Raw genomic sequence first — 21,765 nt, 5'->3', positions numbered from 1 at the left:
TAATGAAGGGAAGAGAATTGAGTGCTTTATGAACTGTCCCAATATCACAGATGAACTGAATCAATAAATTCAATGCGGTAATACAGGTTTTTCAAATCCAGTTAATGACTAAAAATATCAAAACAATGGCGGGGCTGGAGTGCTGGCTTCGTCTGCGCAGGCAGGCAAAGCCAGCACTCCAGCGACAATAATGATGACATAGGCTGTTAATGGTGAGTAACGCATTTCAATTGAAAACACTGTATCTTCAAGTCCTTCATGCGCTTCATGGTAAAAAATAAATGACATTTTTTGTTAATCAACCCGATAAGATTGATTAATATGGCTCCCAAGTATACTTTTCACCGAATCTCAAAGCCGGCCGGCAGATCGATGTCTGTCAGTTCCTCGGTATCGACATGATCGACCCGGGCCGTGATCGGTCCTTTATGGCACCAGCTTACTAATTTTTCAACTGCTTCCTTAGGCCCGGCCGCGACGACTTCGACCCGTCCGTCCGGAAGGTTTTTCGCGAATCCGGACAGTTGATGTTTCTTCGCTTCCTTTTGCGTGAAGGCGCGGAAATAAACGCCTTGCACTCGCCCCGATACGAGTATTCTGACTTGTTTAGTCATTCGCTAATCCTCCAGCAATAATGAATCTTGGGATTTCTGGCAAAGTCTTCCGGAATCGTCGCCGGCGTAATGTCCTCTATCACCAGGTCCGATAAAGCCTCGGTATCGAGTTTAAAACGCCTGAAATTGGTCGAGAAATACAGCACGCCGCCGGGCGCCAGCAAGGCTACGGCGTTTTCGATCAATTCGACATGATCGTTTTGAATATCGAACACGTCGTCCATGCGCTTGGAGTTGGAAAACGTCGGCGGGTCCAAAAAGATCAGGTCGTATTGACGGGCATAAGGCTGTTTGGCTTCATTGGCCAGCCATTCCAAACAATCGGCACGGATGAATTCGTGATCGCCGCCGGCGACATTCAAGGCCAGGTTCTGCTCTGCCCAATCCAGATAAGTTTTCGACATGTCGACCGTAGTGGTCGATTTCGCGCCGCCGATTGCGGCATGTACGGTTGCGCTTCCGGTATAGGCGAACAGATTTAGAAAGCGCTTTCCCTGGGCTTCGCGTTGAATGCGCAGCCGCATCGGGCGATGATCGAGAAATAAGCCGGTATCGAGATAATCGGCGAAATTGACGCGCAACTTGCAGCCGCCTTCTCGGATAACATGGAATTCGTTGTTGTGGCCTTGTTTTTCGTATTGATCGGAGCTTTTTTGTTTGCGCCGTATTTTCAGAAAGACCTGTTCTTTCGAAATGCCGAACACGCTCGGAATTTCCGCCAAGACCCCGGCCAAGCGTTGGTCGGCCTTGTCCGGGTCTATCGATTTGGGCGGTTCGTATTCCTGAACGACGATCCAGGTTTTATCGCCTTGGTACAGATCGACCGCGACCGCATATTCGGGCAGGTCGGCATCGTAAACCCGGTAGCAATCGATTTGATTTTGCTTGGCCCATTTGCTCAGTTTTTTCAGATTTTTTCTAACCCGGTTCGCGAACATTTCCGCCCCGGTATCGCCGCTGCCGGTCACGCTTTCCGCGATTTGCGCGAGGCGTTCGTCGCGGTTTTTCGGCTTCGGGATGAAAAAGGCCGCATCGGCTATCGTCATGCGCAGCAATTTGCATTCGAGCGCGCCGTTATACAGCGTGATCGGTTTTTGCGAACGAATCCCGAGGCGGAATCCGAGTTCGGGGTCGCTGACGATCAGCGCGGCTTGCCAGCCGGCAAATCCGGCTTTCAGCGTGTCGCCGAACTTTTGATAAAGCTCGGCGGTTTCTTCCGCGTCGCCGAGGCGTTCTCCGTAAGGAGGATTACAGACCAAAAGGCCTTTCGGCCAGCCGGCGGCAGGCCGCGCATCGGCGATCTCGCGCCGTTCCAGGTGAATCTTGCCGTTGAATCCGGCTCGCTCGATGTGTAGTGCCGCCGCATTCAGGCTATGTCGGCTTTGGTCGAAACCGACGATTACAGGCAATGTTTTCAGTCCTTCGGTTTTACGTCGTTCGGCTTCGTCGAGCAGATTTTGCCAAAGTTCGGGGTCATGCTTTTTCCAGCCGCTGAAACCGTAATGTTTGCGCAGTAACCCCGGTGCGATATCGGAGGCGATCATCGCGCCTTCGACCAAGAGCGTGCCGGAACCGCACATCGGATCGATTAGCGAGCCGTTTTGTTTGGCGATCGCGGGCCATCCCGAGCGGATCAGAATCGCCGCAGCTAAATTTTCCTTGATCGGCGCCTTGATGTTGATATCGCGATAACCGCGTTTATGCAAGCTCTCGCCGGACAGATCGATGCTTAATTGCGCCTTCTCGCCGTGTAGATAAACATTGACGCGTAACGAGGGCTGCTCGGTGTCGATCGAGGGGCGTTTGTTGAATTTCGCGCGCATTTGATCGACGATCGCGTCCTTGACCTTGAGTGCGCCGAAATGAGTGTTGTTGATCGCTTTCGAGTTTTTCGCGCTGAACGTGACCGCGATCGAATCGTCCGGCTTTATGTGTTCGAACCAGTTGATTCTTTTGACGCCGCGATACAGATCGTCTTGGCTGTTGACCTCGAAAGTATCGAGTACCAGCAAGATTCGGTTGGCGATGCGGGACCACAGGCAGACCCGGTAAGCCGTTTCAAGCGCGCCTTCGAACGCGACGCCGGCAACGGTTTGTTTGATGTTTTGCGCGCCCAGCGCGGACAGTTCGTCGGCAAGCAGTTGCTCCAGGGCTTTCGGCGATGTCGCGAACAGTGAGAATGAGGTCATTATTAAGTTAAGTTCCGTATGGGTTCGCACGCGAAAAGTGAGAACTGGATAATAAAAAGCATAGTTTGAGCGAGTACGTCGAGTATTTCAATTCCAATTGATGGGTTAAGACGACTAGAATAGCCTGATTAATCGTAAAGCATGCACTAATGTAAGGGTCTTTTTTGCTTGTTCCCATCGCTTCAGCGTTGGAGTGCATTAGGGTACGACACGCAATATCTAAAAATAACAACAAACTGAGCGGGTTAATAAAATATGAAACCGGATAACCATTATAAACAACTCGGTTGCGCGGAATGTGCGGGCGGGGTCGGACTAGGTTTCGACTTCACGATGGCGTTTCAGCCTATCGTGAATACGACGACGCAGTCGATTTATGCTCATGAGGCCTTGGCGAGAGGCTTGAATAATGAACCGGCAGGTAAGGTGTTCGAGCAAGTCAACGATGCAAACTGCTATCGTTTCGACCAAAGTTGCCGTACCAAGGCAATTAAGTTGGCCTCGGAGTTAAACATGGATACTTTTTTGAGTATTAATTTTATGCCGAATGCGGTGTACCGGCCCGAGTTGTGTATAAGAACCACATTGGAAGCCGCCAAAATCTACGGATTTCCGGTTGATCGTATTATTTTTGAAATTACCGAAGGCGAGCAAGTCAAGGATCATGCGCATTTACTCGAAATCGTTCGGTATTATCAATCGCAAGGTTTTAAAACCGCGATAGACGATTTCGGAACCGGATATTCCGGACTCAATTTATTAGCCGAGATCCAAACCGACATCATTAAACTGGATATGGCTTTGATTCGTCATATCGACCAAGATCGTAATCGTCAAGCTATCGTCAAAGCGATTTTGCAGCTATGCGGCGAGCTATCGATCATACCTCTTGCCGAGGGTATCGAAACCTATGAAGAGCTGAGTGTGCTGCAATCTTTCGGTCTGGAATTGTTTCAGGGCTATTATTTCGCTAAGCCGGCCTTTCAATCGTTGGCGGCTTTGGCGCCGAATGCGTTTGCCGGTCGTTGAACGCCAGGGAGAGCGAGTCATACCGTTTTTATCGGAAAAATTTGCCAAATGTCTCCGCTCCGAAATGTAGCAAGCATGTAGCCCGTATGTATACCTATCGGAGATCAAAATTCGGCACCGGGGTGCCCGTCAAAGGACGCCGTGAATACATCCCTGTAGGCTCTATGCCAGCTCCATGCTGGCAAAGCCTTTGCCGAGCACCCCGGTGCCTTCTAAGGCACTGCCGAAATTTGAAGTGCGAAGGGTATAGCGTAGCGGAATACGGGAATGGCGTGGCTCCGAGATTCCCGGATTGCGCTAAGCTCCATCCGGGCTACGCAGATTAGATTAGCCGGAAGCGGTCGATTGCGATTTAGCAGCAGGGATTTGTGCTTAGCTTGATGCGCATGGGCCGAGCACCCCGGTGCCTCCTAAGGCATTGCCGAAATTTGAGATGCAAAAGGGATAAATTCGAGTCGCAAAATTAACTTAACTAAGTGATAATCGCATGTTTTTCGCAAGGTGTCTGGTTTACCTCTCGTTTGAGAGATTAAGCCCGCCATGTTGCATACATTTAGTTAACGTGACGAACCATGACCGCCATTCAATATATCGATACTCCGCAAAAGCTTGACGAATTGTGCCGGCAGATCGCCAAGGAATCTTGGCTAGCGCTCGATACCGAGTTTCTCAGGGAAAAAACTTATTATCCCAAATTTTGTTTGCTGCAAATCGCAACGCCCGAATGGGTTGCTTGTGTCGACCCGATCGCTTTGAATGATTTAAGCGCGCTGTTCGAGGCTATCTATAATCCGGCGATAACCAAAGTGTTCCATTCCTGTCGGCAGGATCTGGAAATTTTTTATCAATTGACAGGTAAAATTCCGCAGCCTATTTTCGATACGCAAATTGCAGCCCCTTTATTAGGGTTTCAGGAAAATCCCGGTTATGCGATGCTGGTATCGAGTTTTTTGAACATCAATCTCAGCAAAGCTCATACCCGCACCGACTGGACGGTTAGGCCGCTCAGTCAGGCCCAATTACAGTATGCTGCCGACGACGTGATTTATTTATGTCAAATTTATCAGACCATGCTCAAAAAATTGGCCGAGCTCAATCGTTTGGATTGGCTGGAAAACGATTTTGCGATGTTGAACGACCCCGAACTTTACGATATTTCACCGGAAAATGCTTGGCTTAAAATTCGCGGCAAAAATAAATTGACCGGTAAACAATTATCGATCGTACAAACCTTGGCCAAGTGGCGCGAACAAACCGCGCAAAAAGAAGATAGACCGCGAAATTGGCTGTTGCGCGACGATATGATGTTCGAGCTGGCAAAGCAGCAGCCCGGTACCGTCGAAGAAATGTTGAAAGTCCATAATATCAATGAGCGCATGGTCAACAAGCACGGCAAAGTACTTTGCCAATTGATCAATGAGGCGAAGCAAAGGCCGCCGATACCACTGCACGAAAATGGCCGATCCCCCAAAAAGACCCCGCAGCAAGAAGCGATTTTGGATATCTTGACGGCATTGGTACGCATTAGAGCGGACGAAAATTCACTGAATCCGGCTATATTGGCCGATCGTAAGGCATTGGAACTGTTATTGTTTGAAGATCCCGAATCATTATTGTTGAAAGGTTGGCGCTATGCAATGGCTGGTCGCGAGTTGATGGGGTTATTGAAAGGCGAGCAAGTACTCGGTATTGACGGAGAAAAAGTCTATACCATCGATAATCCTTGTAGTTGATTATCCACTCTACTTCAAATTCGGTGATGCTTATGGAGGCGCTGGAGATGCCAATTACCATGGATGGTTGGTTTTTCTGGTTCCCACGGTCCTCCGTGGGAACCCATACCTCGGCTGCCGAGGTATGGTTGGTATGCATTCCCACGCAGGAGCGGTGGGAACGAGGAAACTGTACTTCAAATTTCGGTGATGCTTAAGGAGGCGCTGAAGGATCCAGTTGCCATGGATGACAGATTTTTTCGGATTATCCGATGTTGGGAGCGGCACTCGATGCATAAAATACTAACTATTTTGCTACGGATTAGCGTTGCCGTGTTGTTAATCGCATTATTGACGATTCGGGCAACGCCACCCGGGCCCGAGCCGATTCGAATTGGCGTGATTTATTCGCTGACCGGCACGATGTCGGTCAGCGAGGCGCCATTGATCGATGCGATTAGCTTGGCGGTTGACGAAATCAATAACGAAGGCGGGTTGCTGGGACGTCTCGTCGAAATGAAAGTCGTCGACGGACAATCCGATTGGCAAGTGTTTTTTCATGAGGCCGAGCGACTGATTACACAAGAGAAAGTCGATGCATTGTTTGCTTGTTGGACATCTGCTTGTCGTAAAGCGGTCAAACCGGTCGTTGAGCGCTTCGATCATCTACTGTTTTATCCGGTCCAATATGAAGGGCTCGAGCAGTCGCCAAATATCGTCTATACCGGCTCCGCGCCGAATCAACAAATCGTTCCCGGGACACATTGGGCGCTCGAGCATTTCGGTAGCCGCGTCTATCTAGTCGGTTCGGATTATATTTTTCCCCATACGGCAAATATTATTATTCGTGATTTGATAACCGCTATCGACGGACAAGTATTAGCCGAACGTTATGTGCCTTTAGGCCAACAAGATGTTGCCGCGGTCGTTCGGGACATCCGGCAGCAAAGGCCCGATGTCGTACTCAATACTTTGAACGGCGATACGAATAAGGCATTTTTTGCCGGATTACTGACTGCGGGTTTGGCCGATATACCCTTGATGTCGTTTAGTGTTAGCGAGGGTGAGATGCAAGCCTGGAGAGGTGATAAGTTCAAACGGCATTTTACGGTAAGCAGTTATTTTCAATCGGTAGATCGTCCTCAAAACAAACGATTCGTTAACGCATTCGGAGCGCGTTTCGGCAAGGACCGCTTGATTGGCGATGCGATGGAGGCGGCCTATGTGAGTGTAAAACTTTGGGCCCAAGCGGTACGTGATGCAGGGTCGGCCGAAGCGGCGCGTGTCAATCGAACTATCTTAAGGCAAACGGTGAACGGCCCTTCGGCAATTACATCGGTTGATTTATCGACCCGGCATACTTGGAAAATGGTGCGTATCGGGCAAGTGATGCCCGGAGGGCAATTTGAGCAGGTTTTTGCCACCGAAAAGCCGCTACGGCCCAAGTCTTGGCCGTATTATCGAACTCGGGAGCAGTGGTTCGAGGTGTTGGAAAGCGTGTCATCAAATGTTAAAGCCGGCGCGAGTCAAGGTTTGCAAGTCGATGACGCATTCGAGGATCAATCCTTGCAACACAAGGACAGCCAATGATTCTAGGTAAAATCATTCCTCGCTCTTTATTCGTTTTTTTGATGGTGTCGCCGTTGCCGTTGGCGGGCTTGGCTTATTTGTTCGTCGGAACGTTCGAGCAAGAATTAACTAGAACGGTCATGACGCATTTGTCTTCGATTGCCGATAAAAAACAGGATCAAATCGAGGCTTACCTAAGCGAACGCTTGGACGATGCTCAATTTTTAGCCAATATGTCGTTGACGAATCAAGCCTTGGACACGCTTTCGGCTTTATTCGACGGGTCGATCGATTCTGTGCAATATCGAAATGAAATACGCAAGTATCGAAGCGATTTTGTCAGATTTAAAGACAGTAGCGGATATTACGACCTGTTGTTGATCGATAAACTCGGTAATGTCATTTTTTCGATATTGCATGAAGGCGACCTCGGCACTAATTTAAATTCCGGGTTTTTACGCGATACGGCGCTGGCCGAAGCCCAGCGTAGCGCTTTGGCATTGCTCGATACACAAGTGACGCCGGTGGCGCTCTACGAACCTTCCGGAAATAACCCCGCTGTTTTTATCGTCACGCCGTTGCTGCGCGACGGCAGGCCGATTGGAACCCTGGCTTTTCAATTGGATCTCAATCGATTGACACAAGTCACTGCCGACAACACCGGCTTGGGTGGGACCGGCGAGACCGTGCTGGCGCAGCGTGAGGGCGATCACACATTGTATGTCGCCCCCTTGAGTCGAATTAGCGAGGCCGCTTTTCGCTATCATGTACCATTGACGGAAACCGCTAGTCCGATGCGATCAGCCTTGTCGGGTGAACTCGGTATGGGCGTGACTCAGGATTATGTGGGCGTCGATATCGTATCGGTATGGCGCTATTTGCCATCCTTGGGCTGGGGGATGGTCGTCAAAATGGATGTCGACGAAGCTCTTGCTGCGGCTCAGAGACTACGACAACTGACTTGGGGAGCATTGGCGTTATTGTTTGTTTTGTCGAGTCTCACCGCGCTGTGGTTCGGCAGGGCGTTGATTTTGCCGATACGAAAGGTGACTGAAGTCGCCGGGTCTATTGCCGGCGGCGATATCGATCGAAGAGTGCCGGTCGAAGGCTGGCAGGAACTGAAGGAGTTGGCGGGCAGTTTCAACCGTATGGCCGACCGGTTGGCGGAAGATCAATTGCTGTTGGAACTCCGCGTCGAGCAGCGAACTGCAGATTTGGAAAACGCGAACCGGCGTTTGCAGGATTTGTTAACGCTGCATGCCGCGATACTGGATAATGCCGCGCATGCGATTATTGCGACTACACCGGAAGGGATCATTACCGTATTCAACCGTGCTGCCGAAGACATGCTGGGCTATCTGGCGGACGAAGTGATCGGCAAGCAAAGCCCCGACATATTTCATGATTCCGATGAGCTAGAAAAGCGGACGCAAGAGTTTTCCGAACAGTTGGGGATACCGGTAAGACCCGGTTTCGATACGATTATTGTTAAATCGCGTAATAATAAACCCAATGAGCATGAATGGCTCTATCGGCGTAAGGATGGCTCGGTGATTCCGGTATTGTTGTCGGTTAGTACGATGCGTAATGTCGATCGAATGATTAGCGGTTATCTCGGGATAGCGGTCGATATCGGTAAATTAAAAAAGGTTGAGCAAGCGTTGTTGGATAGCGAAATGCGTTTTCGAACAATTTTCGAAAAAGCCAGTATCGGCATGGCTTTTGCCGATGCCGAGGGTAATTTGTTGCAGGCGAACGATAGTTTGGCTCGTTTTTTAGAATATTCGACGACCGAGCTGTCGGATGTCAATTTCGCAAAACTGACTTATGCCGATGACTTGTCGATGGAAGTGGGTTTGGTTGCAGAAATCGTAGAGGGTCGAAGAGACGATTATCGGCTCGAAAAGCGATACGTCGCAAAATCCGGACGAGTGGTTTGGGGGGATTTGACGGTAACAGTATTGCGAGACTTACAAGGGCAACCGATCAATTTTATCGGCATGATTATCGATATCACTGCGCGTAAGGAGTCCGAGGCCGAGTATCGCACCATTCTCGAAACGACACAGGACGGTTTTGCGTTGTGCGACAGTCAAGGTCGTTTTATCGATGTCAATGACGCTTATTGCCGTTTAATCGGCTATGAACGGGATGAGCTGCGGCAAATGACAATACGGAATATCGAAGCGATTGAAAGCCCCGAAGAAACTCAACAGCATCTCGATAATATTTTTAAAAACGGGGCGGATCGATTCGAAACCCGGCATCGGCATAAAGATGGTCGATTATTGGATATCGAAGTTAGCGTCAATTATTTACCGGTTGGCGAAGGCCGATTGGTCGTCTTTTTGCGCGATATCGGTGCTCGAAAGGAAACCGAAGCGGCCTTAATCGAAGCCAAGCAAAGCGCGGAAGCGGCCAATCGAGCCAAGTCGGCGTTTCTCGCCAATATGAGTCATGAAATTCGCACGCCGATGAATGCCATATTGGGCTTGACGCAATTGGTTTTGGAAACCGAACTCAATGTCCGGCAGAAGGATTTTCTGCAAAAAGTGCATGCTTCGTCGAAAGCCCTGCTGAGCATTCTTAACGATGTGCTCGATTATTCGAAAATCGAGGCCGGGCGTCTTGAAATAGACCGGGTGCCGTTTCGAGTGGAGTCGGTACTGACATCGGTCGCCGATTTGTTCGCCGCGCGTATAGAGGAAAAAGGCTTGGAGCTGTTTTTTGAAATCGATTCGGCTGTAAATCGTACGTTGATTGGCGATCCGTTACGCTTGACTCAGGTGCTTAATAACCTGGTCGGTAATGCAATTAAGTTTACCAACGAGGGCGAAGTTCATATCAAGGTCGAAGCGATTGAGCAGAGCGACGATTCGTTACTGTTGCAATTCTCGGTTCGCGATACCGGCATCGGTTTGTCTCAGGAAAAAGCCGAGTTATTATTTCAGCCGTTTACGCAAGCCGATAGCTCGATTACTAGGCAATTCGGCGGAACCGGTTTGGGTTTGGCGATTTGCAGCAAGATAGTCGCTTTAATGGGTGGCACGATCGGTGCCGCCGGCGTCGAAGGCGAGGGGGCTGTTTTTACGTTTACGGTTCGCGTCGGTATCGAAGCGGAAGCGCCGCAAAATCTCGATTTAAGCCGGATCCGAGCTCAGCGGGTACTTGTCGTTGACGATCAATCGACTTCTCGTTTGATACTCGAGTGTTTATTAACCGAGTGGGGGGTGTTCTGCGAAACATCTGATTCGGGAGAAGATGCTTTGCGCCGTATTTATGGGGCGGAACAAAAGAATTGTCCGTTTTCTACGGTGCTGCTCGACTGGCGTATGCCCGGCATGAGCGGGGCCGAAGTAGCGGGTCGGCTTGAAAAGGATTGTCGTCAGGGCTTGTTGAAACATCCGCTGACAGTGATCATGATTACGGCTTATGATAAAGAGCAGCTTTTAGCTCAAGCCGATAGGGTCCATTTCGATAAGATCTTGACCAAACCGGTAACGCCATCGGTGTTATACGAAACGCTGGCAGGGCATTCCGTGATTCCTAAGCCTGAAGATAAAGTGCTTGGCGCGATTCGTCTCGAAGGTAAAAAAATTTTGGTGGTTGAGGATAATGTGCTCAACCAAGAAGTCGTCGTTGAAATTTTGCAAAATAGAGGCGCATCGGTCACGGTTGCCGAAAACGGTCGAGTCGCGTTAGACAAGCTTGAACAAGAAATTTTCGACATGGTGCTGATGGATTTGCAGATGCCGGAAATGGACGGTTTCGAAGCCACTCGCCGAATCAAGGCGATACCGGATTACCGTGTCTTGCCGGTTGTCGTGATGAGTGCGGCGGTAATGCCCGAGGAACGCGCTCGATGCCGGCTCGTCGGCGCGGACGACTTTGTCGCGAAGCCGGTCGACCCTAGCGACCTTGAGCGGGTCTTGGTTAAATGGTTCAAGGGTTTGAGCGTCAAAGAGGACGCGCGCAAAGTCAATTTGGAATCCGAAGTTGTGGCGAATGCCGTAAAGTTGCCTGATTTGCCCGGCTTCGATATGGATCGGGCATTAAGGAGGGTCGATGGTAATGCCGTGTTATTACGTCGGTTGTTGGTCGGTTTTTTCGATGAATACAGCAATTCGCCGGCACAATTCGACCGGCTAATGCGGGAACAGCGATACGACGAAGCGGCAGCCATGCTGCACTCTATTAAAGGATTGGCGGGGCATTTGGGCGCGGATTCGTTGAGTCTCGCAGCCGCCGCATTGGAAAAGGACATATATTCCGGATCCAATTCCGACTTATACCGGTCTTTTATTCTACAACTACAGCAGGCCGTTGACGCGATTGCCAATTCGTTAACGCCGCTTGAAACGAGCGGTGTCCAAAAATCGGATTCCGATGTAAAAGCCATCGCGCAAGTATTAAATGATTTGTTACCCTATGTCGAGGAGCGGGAGTTGGTTCCCGAAGCATCTTTAGATGCATTATCGGTGCTTTATCGCTCCGGCCAGGCCGGCGAACTGCTGAAACGCTTGCGAGATCAACTCGACAGATTCGATTACAGCGGCGCAATGACCACGATTGAACGACTTTTGACCTTGTTGAAGCAGGATAGTTAAATGATTCAGACGGTGGACGAAACCGGGAAGAAACCGCTCATATTGTTGGCCGACGATGTGCCCGCCAATATCCATGTTTTAGCGGCTGCTTTGAAAGCCGATTACCGTATCAAAATTGCCGTCAACGGTCCTGCCGCATTGGATTTGGCCGAGCGCCACGACAAACCTGAGTTGATTCTGCTGGATGTGATGATGCCCGGCATGAATGGTATTGAGGTGATGCGTGAATTGCGCGCGCGACCGGAAACAAAAGATATTCCGGTGATATTTGTCAGTGCGGATAGCTCCGAACAAAGCCAAGTCGCCGGTCTGGATCTTGGGGCCGACGATTATTTAACCAAGCCGGTCGTGGTTCCGGTGTTGATGGCTCGAGTGCGCAATATTTTGCAACGCAAATACGCGGAGGCTCAATTACGCTTGGCGGCGCATGTGTTTGAGCACAGTGGCGAAGCGATCATGATAACCGACCGGAACAATCACATTCTTAAAATCAATCCGGCATTCTCGCGGTTAACCGGGTACACGGCGAGTGAGGTTCGCGGAAAAAGCCCCAGTATTCTAGCTTCAGGTAAAACGACTCCCGACGAATATCGCGCGATGTGGCATTCGATCAATGAGTCGGGATTCTGGCAAGGCGAGATTTGGGATAGGCATAAGGACGGCTGCGTCTATCCGAAACTATTGACGATATCGGTCGTGCGCAGCGTGTCGGGTTCGGTCGATTATTATATCGCCAGCTTCGCCGATATCAGTGCGCAAAAAGCCACCGAGGAAAAGATTCGCCATATCGCGCATCATGACCCGTTGACCGATTTACCGAATCGTTTGTATCTGCAAATTAGTCTGAAGCAGACGATGCTGCTGGTTCGCCGAAAAGAAGAAGAGGCGGCGGTAATGTTTATCGATTTGGATCGGTTTAAGGTGATTAATGATTCGTTGGGGCATCAGGTAGGCGACGGCCTGTTGATCGAAGTGGCGCATCGGCTTAAGGATAGCGTGCGCGATAGCGATTTGGTCGTACGTTTGGGCGGTGATGAGTTCGTGATTGTACTGACCGATAAAAATGCCGCGCATGCCTCAGCCCATGTTGCGGATAAAATATTGACCGCGTTGTCGAAACCTTATTTAGTTAATGGGGTTAATTTACGAACCACGCCCAGTATTGGTATTAGTTTATATCCACATGATGGCGAGACCATCGAGTTGTTGATGAAAAATGCCGATACCGCGATGTATCATGCCAAAGCGGTCGGGCGAAACAATTACCAGTTTTTCCGGGCCGAGATGAAGCATCTCACCAATGACAGATTGTTGTTGGAACATAGCCTCCATGAAGCCTTGGAAAAAGGGCAGTTGTATTTACACTATCAGCCGCAGGTTAAATCCGAAAGCGACCATGTGATCGGCTTGGAAGTACTGCTTCGTTGGGAGCATCCCGTTTTGGGCAATGTTCCTCCCGATCAATTTATCCCTGTCGCCGAGGAAATCGGTTTGATAGACCGGTTGGGCGAGTGGGTGCTCAATACCGCTTGTTCGCAATTACGGGATTGGCGCGGTCAAGGTTTCAAGGATGTGAGAATTGCGGTGAATCTATCGGTACAGCAATTACGGCAAGCGCATTTGGTCCAACGGGTTGCTAGCGTTCTACGGGCAAACGAATTAGCAGGCGGCGATTTGGAATTGGAAATCACCGAGTCGGCGGCGATGCTAAACCCTGAAGTTGCAATCGAGATTTTCAAGGCTTTACGAAACATCGGCGTGGAGCTCGCTATCGATGATTTCGGTACCGGCTATTCATCGTTGTCTTATTTAAAACTATTGCCGATTCAACGCTTGAAATTGGATCGTACCTTTGTCAAGGATATCGAAACCGATCCGAACGATGCGGCTATTTGTTCGGCAACGATTGCGCTGGCTCATGCGCTCGGTATCGAGGTGGTTGCCGAAGGCGTTGAAACCGAGGCGCAGCGAGACTATCTGCTGCATAGAGATGCCGATATCATGCAGGGCTTTTTGTTCGCCAAACCGATGCCGGCGGAAGCTGTTCCGATGTTTTTGAATAGTCTTCGGGCGGTTTAGACGCAACGATCGAGCGACTCCTATCTAATTCGCTCCTTCCTAAGCTCTAGAGACTGTGAAAGTATTCAAAATTATGAAATAACCATGAAGAGCATGAAGTGACATGAAGAGTTAGGGTGAAATATTTTGCAGTTACCCAAGCTCCAGTAGATGCTGTTACCCAAGCTCCAGCTTGGGTAACCTGTTCAGGAAGCTCTAGCTTCCCGACAATCAAGAAAGATTGAACGAGCAAGTCGGGGTTGACTGATAATGTGTGGGGTGTGTTGGTCTCAGGTAGCTCTTGCCCTGAGCCCTCCGCTACCGAGAACTTTCATTTGCCGGGGCAATGGCTAGGCCTTCATGTTCTTCATGGTGAAATATTTTTTATGAGGCATTTGCCAATACGTTCACTGCCTCTATAACTTAGGAAGCTACTCATAATCCGAAACGGGGGGGGCAGGTGCATACTAAATGCCTATCGCCGTAAACATTGTCGATGCGTCCGACCGGCGGCCAATATTTGTCGTCGTGCTGATGATTGTCGGGGAAATAGGCTTGTTGTTTGGAATAAGGCAGTTGCCAATTATCCAATAGCAAGCGATGCGTATGCGGCGCGTTATGCAGCAGATTGTTTTCAGGATCGGCCGAGCCGCTTTCGATATCGGCGATTTCTTGCCGGATTGCAATCAGCGCGTCGCAAAAGCGGTCGATTTCGCGTTTCGATTCGCTTTCGGTCGGCTCGATCATCATTGTGTCGCCGACCGGGAAGGCTACGGTCGGCGCGTGGAAGCCGTAGTCGATCAAGCGTTTGGCAATATCCTCGACGGTGACGTTGCAGGTTTTTTTGAAGGCCCGGCAATCGATGATACATTCATGCGCGACAAAACCGTTCTTGCCGGTGTATAGAATCGGATAATGCGGTGCAAGGCGATGGGCGATGTAGTTTGCATTCAGAATGGCGGTCAGCGTCGCTTTTTTTAAACCGGCCGCGCCCATCATCGCGATATAGGCCCACGAGATCGACAAGATACTCGCCGAACCCCAAGGCGCGGCGGATACCGAACCGATCGTGCCGTGTTCGTTTTTATAAGGGTTGACGCCTTTGACGACAGGATGATCCGGCAGATAAGGCGCGAGATGCGCGCCGACGCCGATCGGTCCGACGCCCGGTCCGCCGCCGCCGTGCGGAATCGCGAAGGTCTTGTGCAGGTTCAAATGTGCGACATCGGCGCCGATTTTGCCGGGTCGGCAAATGCCAGCAAGGGCATTGAAATTGGCGCCGTCCAGATAAACCTGGCCTCCGGCGTCATGCACAATCGCGCAGATTTCACGAAAGGCTTCCTCAAACACGCCGTGCGTCGACGGGTAGGTGATCATCAACGCGGCCAGCGTATCGCGATACTGTTCGGTTTTTTTGCGTAAATCGTCGACGCTGACGTTTCCGTCGTCGTCGCAGGCGAGCACGACCACGTTGAGCCCGGCCATCACCGCGCTGGCAGGATTCGTGCCGTGTGCGGAGGCCGGAATCAAACAAATGTTGCGCTGATCTTGACCGTTGACTCGATGGTATTTACGAATGACTAAAAGCCCCGTGAATTCGCCTTGCGAGCCGGCGTTCGGCTGAAGCGAGATCGCGTCGAAGCCGGTCAGGTCGCAGAGCATCGCTTCCAGTTCGTCGAACAATTGCTGGTATCCGTGGGTTTGCGATAACGGGGCGAACGGATGCAGGCCGTTGATTTCGTGATAAGAAATCGTTTGCATTTCAGTAGCGGCATTCAGTTTCATCGTGCATGAGCCGAGCGGGATCATCGAGCGATCCAGCGCGATATCGCGCCGGGCTAGACGGCGCATGTAACGCATCATTTCGGTTTCGCTGTGATAGTTGCTGAATACCGGATGCTGAAGGATCGCATCGCTGCGGAGTAATGCGTTCGGTATGCAGTCGTCAAGATGTGCGTCCAAGGCATTGATTTGCGGCAAGTCGACCGGTTGCGCCGCAAAAACCCGCCACAAGCTGCGAATAGTTTGGCGCGAGGTCGTTTCATCGAGCGACAGGCCGATCCTGTTGCTGTCGATGAATCTGAGATTGATACCGGCTTCCTGGGCGTTGGTGATGATGCGTTTTGCACGATTCGGCGTCTTGATCAACAGCGTGTCGAAATAACAGCTTGTTTCGATGGTGAAGCCGAGCTGTATCAATCCTTCGGCGAGAATTCGGGTGTAGCGGTGCACGCGACCGGCAATCATGCGCAGGCCGGTGGGGCCGTGATAAACGGCATAGAATCCGGCCAGCACGGCAGGCAATACTTGGGCAGTGCAAATGTTGCTAGTTGCCTTGTCGCGGCGAATGTGTTGTTCGCGGGTTTGTAGTGCCATACGTAGTGCGAATTGGCCGTGCCGATCTTTCGAAACGCCGATGACTCGCCCGGGAACCGAACGTTTGTATTCGTCGCGCGTGGCAAAGAACGCGGCATGCGGTCCGCCGTAGCCCATCGGTACGCCGAAGCGTTGCGAATTGCCGACCGCAATGTCGGCTCCGAAGTGACCGGGCGGTTTGAGCAGCACCAGACTGAGCAGGTCGCAAGCAACTGTGACCAAGGCCGATTGTTGATGAGCCGTGTCGACGATAGGCGTTAGATCTCGGATTTTTCCGGTTGACCCAGGGTATTGCACGAGTACGCCAAAGCAGGATTGTTTATCCAGGTCGTTGAAGACATCGCCGACGACTAAGTCAAAGCCCATCGATTCGGCGCGGGTTTTGAGGACTGCGAGCGTTTGCGGATGACAGTCTCGGTCCGCGAAAAAAGTGCTCGATGAGCTACCGGACAGACGCTTGGACATGCTCATCGCTTCGGCCGCGGCGGTCGCCTCGTCGAGTAATGAGGCGTTGGCCAACTCCATGCCGGTCAAATCGATCACCATTTGCTGAAAATTCAGTAAAGCCTCGAGGCGCCCTTGGCTAACTTCGGCTTGGTAAGGCGTGTAAGCGGTATACCAGCCCGGATTTTCGAGGACGTTGCGTTTGATTGCGGCCGGCATCGAAGTGTCGTAATAACCCATGCCGATTAATGAGGTTAAGACTTTATTACGTTCCTTGATCTTGCGCAGATGTTCGATGACCGCTCTTTCGCTTATGGTTTCGGTTAGGCTTAACGGTTCGAGGTCGACAATATCCGCCGGTACTGCGGCACTGATCAAGTCTTCAAGTGCATCCAGACCAAGGGCTTCGAGCATTTTTTTGAGTTCATCGGGATTCGAGCCGATATGGCGGTTGATGAAGCTGCCGCGCATTTCCAATTGACTCAAAGCGGGGGCGGATGAGGACATGGCTAACTCCGGTGATAACGGTGGGGGACGAAAGGTAGATCGCAGACGGTGAGTTTGATCAGATTATTACGAACCCGTGTAAACAGCGTTGCACCGATGACGGCCGCTTCACTGTCAATCAAGGCTAGCGCGATCGGTCTGCTCAAGCTAGGTGAAAAACTGCCGCTAGTCACGCGGCCGATTAATTTATCTTCGTTGTCGAAGACCTGCGCGTTTTCCCGAACCGGCATTTTGGCTTCGACGAGCAAGCCGGCGCGTTGTATTTCGGAGCCGTTTTGCATTTGGTTGAGCAGCGTGCCGGCTCCCGGATAGCTCTGGTGGGTATTTTTGATCAGCCAGGACAGTCCGGCTTCGATTGGTGTGGTTTTTTCATCGAGCTCATGACCATAAAGACTGAGTCCGGCTTCTAGCCTCAATGTGTCCCTGGCGCCTAAGCCGGCCGGCTCGACTTCAGGGAAATTCAACAGAATTCGAGCCAGTTTTTCGGCGAACCGGTTCGGCAACGAAATTTCGAAGCCGTCTTCGCCGGTATAGCCGCTACGACTGATCATGCAAGGTATGCCGTCTATTTCGGTACGATAGGCATGCATGAATTGTAAGCGGCAGACTTCCGGTGCAATCTCTTGTAAGACGTGGGAGGCCGAAGGCCCTTGCAGAGCTAATAGGGCATGTTCGGTCAGTTCCTGTAATTGACAGTCGTTTATCAGTTGTTTGCGCAAATGTTTAAAATCTTTTTCCTTACAGGCGGCATTGACGACGATCGTCAATTCCTGGCCGAGCCGAGTTACGACGATGTCGTCGATAATTCCGCCGTCCGAATTCGTCAGCACTGTATATTGCTGCCGACCGGGACCGAGGCGGGAGATAATGGCCGGCGTCAGTTTTTCCAGGCCGATGGCGGCGCTAGGCCCCTTAAGCAAACATTGACCCATGTGCGAGATATCGAATAGCGAAGCCTGATTCCGGCAATGCAGATGTTCGTGAATGATCCCTTTGCTATACTGCAAAGGCATTTGGTAATCAGCGAACGGAACCATTTTGGCGCCTAATTCGATGTGTAGCCCGTATAGCGCGGTTTTGTGCATTGTGGTCACTGTCGGTAAAGAGACGGTAGAGTAGGAAGCCATAGTTTAACGCCGCCTTGCGTGTATAACAAAATTCGGTTTTCCGGGAATGGTGCCGTTTGCGCGACTAAATTTAGATATCATCATCGTAGATCAAAATTCGGCGTCCTGTCGGGCGAGTGATCGCACCCTCCCACGCCGAAATTTCATTTGTTGGGGCGATGGCGGAGGCTTCATGAGCGTTAGTTTCTGGCGTTACGGCGTTCCTCGACAGGCATGCCCCGCATACCTTGAATATGGCGAAATTCCTCAAACTGGGAATTGCTGGGGCTACAAGTAAACTGTCGGAAATTTTTGCAAGTAAGTGCTATAAAGGTCTATTTTTATTAGAAGCTTTTACTGAAATGAGATAGCGGGATAAATTGAGTGGTTGAAAAATATACACCCGAAAAATTAGTCAGTGGCGTGATCAATTTAGTCACGTTGCCTGAAATATGCCGAAAGATCAACCTGATAATGGCCGATCCCGATCATAGTCGACACGACATCGAGAGTTTGGTTTCTCAGGATCCTGCTTTGACGATGAGAATATTACGCATCGTTAATTCGTCCTATTATGCGTTGCCTCGAAAGATCGACAGAGTCGATCAAGCGATATCGATTATCGGCGAGGACGATTTGAGCAATCTGATACTGGCGACCTCCGCCACGACGGTACTCAAGCGTTTAGCCAATCCATTGATCGACTTTCAGGAGTTTTGGCGGCATAGTGTCGAATGCGGTTTAATGGCTCGAGCCATTGCCAAACAAAGTCATCATGCTGACTGTGAAGCGCTCTTCACCTCCGGTTTATTGCATGATGTCGGAAAAATCGTTTTGTATTACCAATTGCCTGATTTGGCTCGCGCGGTGTTAGATGAGTCGAAAATGACCGGTTGCCGTATCGAAGAGGCGGAACAGCGTTTATTGTCGTTTAATCATGCCCAAGTCGGCGGCGCCTTGGCTAGAGCTTGGAGGTTACCCGAAATTCTGTGCCGAAGCGTCGCTTTTCATCATCAGCCTAATCAAGCGGAAGCATTTGCGATTGAAGCCGGCATGGTGCATATCGCCAATGTTTTATCGAACCGCCGTGGACCTTTGTCGGTTGATTCGAGTAAAGCTGGAATCGAAGGTCTAGGTTTCGATCCGCAGGCTCTCGAATTGATCGGCTTGAGCATGAATAAGTTGCTCGAAACTGTCGAGGCGGTGCAAGAACAAAGCAAGGAAGTTCAAACAATGATGTGCTCAGGCAGCTGATCGTATAATGTCAATCACCGGAAAATTAGCATTGTCAATGCTAATTGATAAGTATTCCAAAAATAGGTAACAGGTTATGGATAAACAGGAACTCAATATCTTATTGGTCGAGGATAATCATGTTTATGTCGAGCTTATCAAGAATACATTGGAAAATGAAGCCGGTTACCGTTTGACGATTGCTGAAAATTTGCAAAAAGCGCGCGAATGCCTTAATGAAAAACGTCCCGATCTTATGTTGATCGATTTTTTTCTACCCGATGGTTTGGCAACCGATTTGCTCTCCGGCCACGTCGACCATTTGGATTGTCCTGTCGTAATTTTGACCGGGCCGGACGATGCCACGCCGGCGATACATTCGATGAATGCCGGTGCTTGGGATTACTTGGTCAAAACCGAAAGTGCGTTAGCGGATATAACCCATGTGATTAGCCGGGTCATGCGCGATTGGTTGCACTTCCTTGAGAAAAAACAAGCGACCGATATGCAGCAGCGTCTGATGTCAATATTGGAGGTGACGCCCGATATGGTGGCTATTTTCGATGCAGACGGTTTCGCTCAATATATGAATTGCGCCGGTAGAAAGCTATTAGGTTTTAGTCAAGTTCAAAATTTGTCCGATTTTCGTTTGACCGACTTTTACCCGATTGAATGCGCGAAAATCATTCGTTCCGAAGCGATTCCGAATGCAATTCGCAAGGGGCAATGGTGCGGTGAAACCGAGTTGTTGACGCGAAGTAAGGATACGATTCCGGTATCTCAGGTTCTGATCTCGCATTTTGCAGAATTTGGCGGCGTTGCCTTTTTTTCCACGATCATTCGCGATATCAGCGAATATAAAAGAGTTCAGGAAAAAATCGAGTTTTTGGCCTATCACGATTCATTGACCGGCTTAATCAATCGAACGCAATTGCATAATGAACTCGAGCGAGAAATTGCAAGGGCGTTGCGGCATAATGAAACAGGCGCGGTTTTGTTTATTGACTTGGATCATTTTAAAAAAATCAACGATACCCTGGGTCATCTTGCCGGCGATTCGGTATTGATGCAGATTGCATTGGCATTAAAAGCCAATGTCCGCCGCGATGATGTCGTGGCTAGATTGGGTGGCGATGAGTTCATTATCATTTTGAGCGGTTTGCCTATCGACAAAGCAAAGGCGGCTGAAAAAGCGGGGGAAATCGCCGAAAAATCCCGTCAGGACATCGCCAAGATTATTCATGCCGAAAGTCACCGGATTCAAGTGACCGCGAGCATCGGTATAGCATTATTTCCGTTACTCGAAGGCGGTTCGCACGAATTGATTCAACATGCCGATACCGCGATGTATCATGCTAAAGCGCAAGGCCGCAACGGCATCGCTTTTTACAAGCAGGGCATGAGTGAGGCGGTAAGTCGGCAATTAAAGCTGGAAGTGGCATTGCGCAAAGCGATCGAGGAGCGCCAGTTTCGGCTTTATTATCAAGCGCAAGTCAATATCGACAACGGACAGGTCAGCGGTGCCGAAGTGCTGATTCGTTGGAATCATCCCGAACTGGGTATTATTGCCCCCGATGAATTTATTTCGGTATTGGAAAGTAGCGCGTTGATTTCGATTGTAGGTCAATGGGTATTCGAAACCGCCTGTTACCAATTGGCGCAATGGGTCGCTGAAGGTATTTGGAAAGACGATTATCATCTTTGCATCAATATTAGTCCGCGCCAATTCAGAGATACTGATTTTACCGCCGGTATCGAACGAGTCGTAAAAAAAACCGGAGTACCGGCGCATTGCTTGGAAATGGAAATCACCGAAAATATCGTGATTTACGATTTGGACAAGGCCGTTGAAATTATGCGGGATCTACATGATTTAGGTATTCGTTTCTCGATCGACGATTTCGGTACCGGATATTCGTCCTTGCGCTATATCAAACGTTTGCCGGTGAATGTGCTGAAAATCGACCGTACTTTCATTCAGGATATGTGTACCGAAAAGGATGATGCCTCAATCGTCGATACGATCATTGCGATGGCGCGGCACATGGGGTTGGAAGTTGTTGCCGAAGGGGTTGAAACTAAGGATCAACTCGAATTGCTCAAGTCGTTGGGTTGTCCGAATTATCAAGGGTACTATTTTAGTCCGCCGGGCACGGCAGACGAATTCAAGCAATTACTGCTAGCCGCATAGAGCCTTTCAAATGACCATGTTCGCGTTGATAGTTGAAATTAATACTACACCCATCTCTAAACTTGAAGGCTCAAGTCACTTTGGATTTATAAGTGTTTCCGGTAGAAGTGGGTATTTTCAACCATTACCG

General features: G+C 50.0%; 12 protein-coding genes. 7 read left to right on the top strand and 5 right to left on the bottom strand.

What is annotated here, in order from left to right; all coding sequences use genetic code 11:
• Nucleotides 1–117: 117 nt before the first annotated feature.
• The 3 genes from WJM45_RS14420 to rlmKL are packed head-to-tail and all read right to left on the bottom strand — an operon-like array spanning nt 118 to nt 2,803.
• Nucleotides 118–288 carry a hypothetical protein gene (locus tag WJM45_RS14420; RefSeq protein WP_341325780.1) on the bottom strand — a complete coding sequence of 57 codons (171 nt, stop codon included), beginning with the start codon at nt 286–288 and terminating at the stop codon, nt 118–120.
• 53 nt (nt 289–341) lie between these two features.
• Nucleotides 342–614, bottom strand: a complete 273-nt coding sequence (locus WJM45_RS14415) for an acylphosphatase (protein WP_341325779.1) — start codon at nt 612–614, stop codon at nt 342–344.
• A complete protein-coding gene (gene rlmKL / locus WJM45_RS14410) occupies nt 611–2,803 on the bottom strand; it encodes a bifunctional 23S rRNA (guanine(2069)-N(7))-methyltransferase RlmK/23S rRNA (guanine(2445)-N(2))-methyltransferase RlmL (RefSeq protein WP_341325778.1) in 2,193 nt (730 codons plus the stop codon). Before rlmKL ends, WJM45_RS14415 begins: the two co-directional genes overlap by 4 nt.
• A 255-nt stretch (nt 2,804–3,058) precedes the next feature.
• On the opposite strand from rlmKL, the gene WJM45_RS14405 reads away from it, so the two are divergent.
• From WJM45_RS14405 to WJM45_RS14385, 5 genes are all read left to right on the top strand, one after another.
• Nucleotides 3,059–3,832 (top strand): EAL domain-containing protein, encoded by a 774-nt coding sequence (locus tag WJM45_RS14405; protein WP_341325777.1) that lies wholly within the window; start codon nt 3,059–3,061, stop codon nt 3,830–3,832.
• 572 nt (nt 3,833–4,404) lie between these two features.
• Entirely contained in the window at nt 4,405–5,565 is a 1,161-nt protein-coding gene (gene rnd / locus WJM45_RS14400) for a ribonuclease D (protein WP_341325776.1), read from the top strand.
• A gap of 270 nt (nt 5,566–5,835) precedes the next feature.
• Nucleotides 5,836–7,134: an urea ABC transporter substrate-binding protein gene (locus WJM45_RS14395; protein WP_341325775.1), complete on the top strand. Its 1,299-nt coding sequence runs from the start codon at nt 5,836–5,838 to the stop codon at nt 7,132–7,134.
• Nucleotides 7,131–11,720, top strand: a complete 4,590-nt coding sequence (locus WJM45_RS14390) for a PAS domain S-box protein (protein ID WP_341325774.1) — start codon at nt 7,131–7,133, stop codon at nt 11,718–11,720. The genes WJM45_RS14395 and WJM45_RS14390 overlap by 4 nt, the downstream gene beginning before the upstream one ends.
• On the top strand, nt 11,721–13,799 hold the full coding sequence (locus WJM45_RS14385) for an EAL domain-containing protein (protein WP_341325773.1): 2,079 nt from the start codon (nt 11,721–11,723) through the stop codon (nt 13,797–13,799). It begins immediately after the preceding gene.
• A gap of 414 nt (nt 13,800–14,213) precedes the next feature.
• Here the strand turns inward: WJM45_RS14385 and gcvP are convergent, their stop codons facing one another.
• Nucleotides 14,214–17,105, bottom strand: a complete 2,892-nt coding sequence (gcvP, locus tag WJM45_RS14380) for an aminomethyl-transferring glycine dehydrogenase (protein ID WP_341325772.1) — start codon at nt 17,103–17,105, stop codon at nt 14,214–14,216.
• 2 nt (nt 17,106–17,107) lie between these two features.
• A complete protein-coding gene (gene gcvT / locus WJM45_RS14375; RefSeq protein ID WP_341325771.1) occupies nt 17,108–18,232 on the bottom strand; it encodes a glycine cleavage system aminomethyltransferase GcvT in 1,125 nt (374 codons plus the stop codon).
• Between the two features lie 363 nt (nt 18,233–18,595).
• Here gcvT and WJM45_RS14370 point away from each other — a divergent pair, with 363 nt between their 5' ends.
• Nucleotides 18,596–19,465 carry an HDOD domain-containing protein gene (locus WJM45_RS14370; protein ID WP_341325770.1) on the top strand — a complete coding sequence of 290 codons (870 nt, stop codon included), beginning with the start codon at nt 18,596–18,598 and terminating at the stop codon, nt 19,463–19,465.
• A gap of 76 nt (nt 19,466–19,541) precedes the next feature.
• Complete coding sequence (locus tag WJM45_RS14365) at nt 19,542–21,635, top strand: EAL domain-containing protein (RefSeq protein ID WP_341325769.1); 2,094 nt, start codon at nt 19,542–19,544, stop codon at nt 21,633–21,635.
• The last annotated feature ends 130 nt before the right edge of the window (nt 21,636–21,765 follow it).

This window comes from Methylotuvimicrobium sp. KM2 (genome assembly GCF_038051925.1).
Classification (GTDB): Bacteria; Pseudomonadota; Gammaproteobacteria; order Methylococcales; family Methylomonadaceae; genus Methylotuvimicrobium.
This window is presented reverse-complemented; position numbering and strand designations above follow the sequence as displayed.

Bases quoted from the DNA above. Each gene is read 5' to 3' on its own strand.
- WJM45_RS14405 (WP_341325777.1), top strand. From the start codon at position 3,059: ATGAAACCGGATAACCATTATAAACAACTCGGTTGCGCGGAATGTGCG.
- rlmKL (WP_341325778.1), bottom strand. From the start codon at position 2,803: ATGACCTCATTCTCACTGTTCGCGACATCGCCGAAAGCCCTGGAGCAA.
- WJM45_RS14415 (WP_341325779.1), bottom strand. From the start codon at position 614: ATGACTAAACAAGTCAGAATACTCGTATCGGGGCGAGTGCAAGGCGTT.
- gcvP (WP_341325772.1), bottom strand. From the start codon at position 17,105: ATGTCCTCATCCGCCCCCGCTTTGAGTCAATTGGAAATGCGCGGCAGC.
- WJM45_RS14390 (WP_341325774.1), top strand. From the start codon at position 7,131: ATGATTCTAGGTAAAATCATTCCTCGCTCTTTATTCGTTTTTTTGATG.
- rnd (WP_341325776.1), top strand. From the start codon at position 4,405: ATGACCGCCATTCAATATATCGATACTCCGCAAAAGCTTGACGAATTG.
- WJM45_RS14385 (WP_341325773.1), top strand. From the start codon at position 11,721: ATGATTCAGACGGTGGACGAAACCGGGAAGAAACCGCTCATATTGTTG.
- WJM45_RS14365 (WP_341325769.1), top strand. From the start codon at position 19,542: ATGGATAAACAGGAACTCAATATCTTATTGGTCGAGGATAATCATGTT.
- WJM45_RS14395 (WP_341325775.1), top strand. From the start codon at position 5,836: ATGCATAAAATACTAACTATTTTGCTACGGATTAGCGTTGCCGTGTTG.
- WJM45_RS14420 (WP_341325780.1), bottom strand. From the start codon at position 288: ATGTCATTTATTTTTTACCATGAAGCGCATGAAGGACTTGAAGATACA.
- gcvT (WP_341325771.1), bottom strand. From the start codon at position 18,232: ATGGCTTCCTACTCTACCGTCTCTTTACCGACAGTGACCACAATGCAC.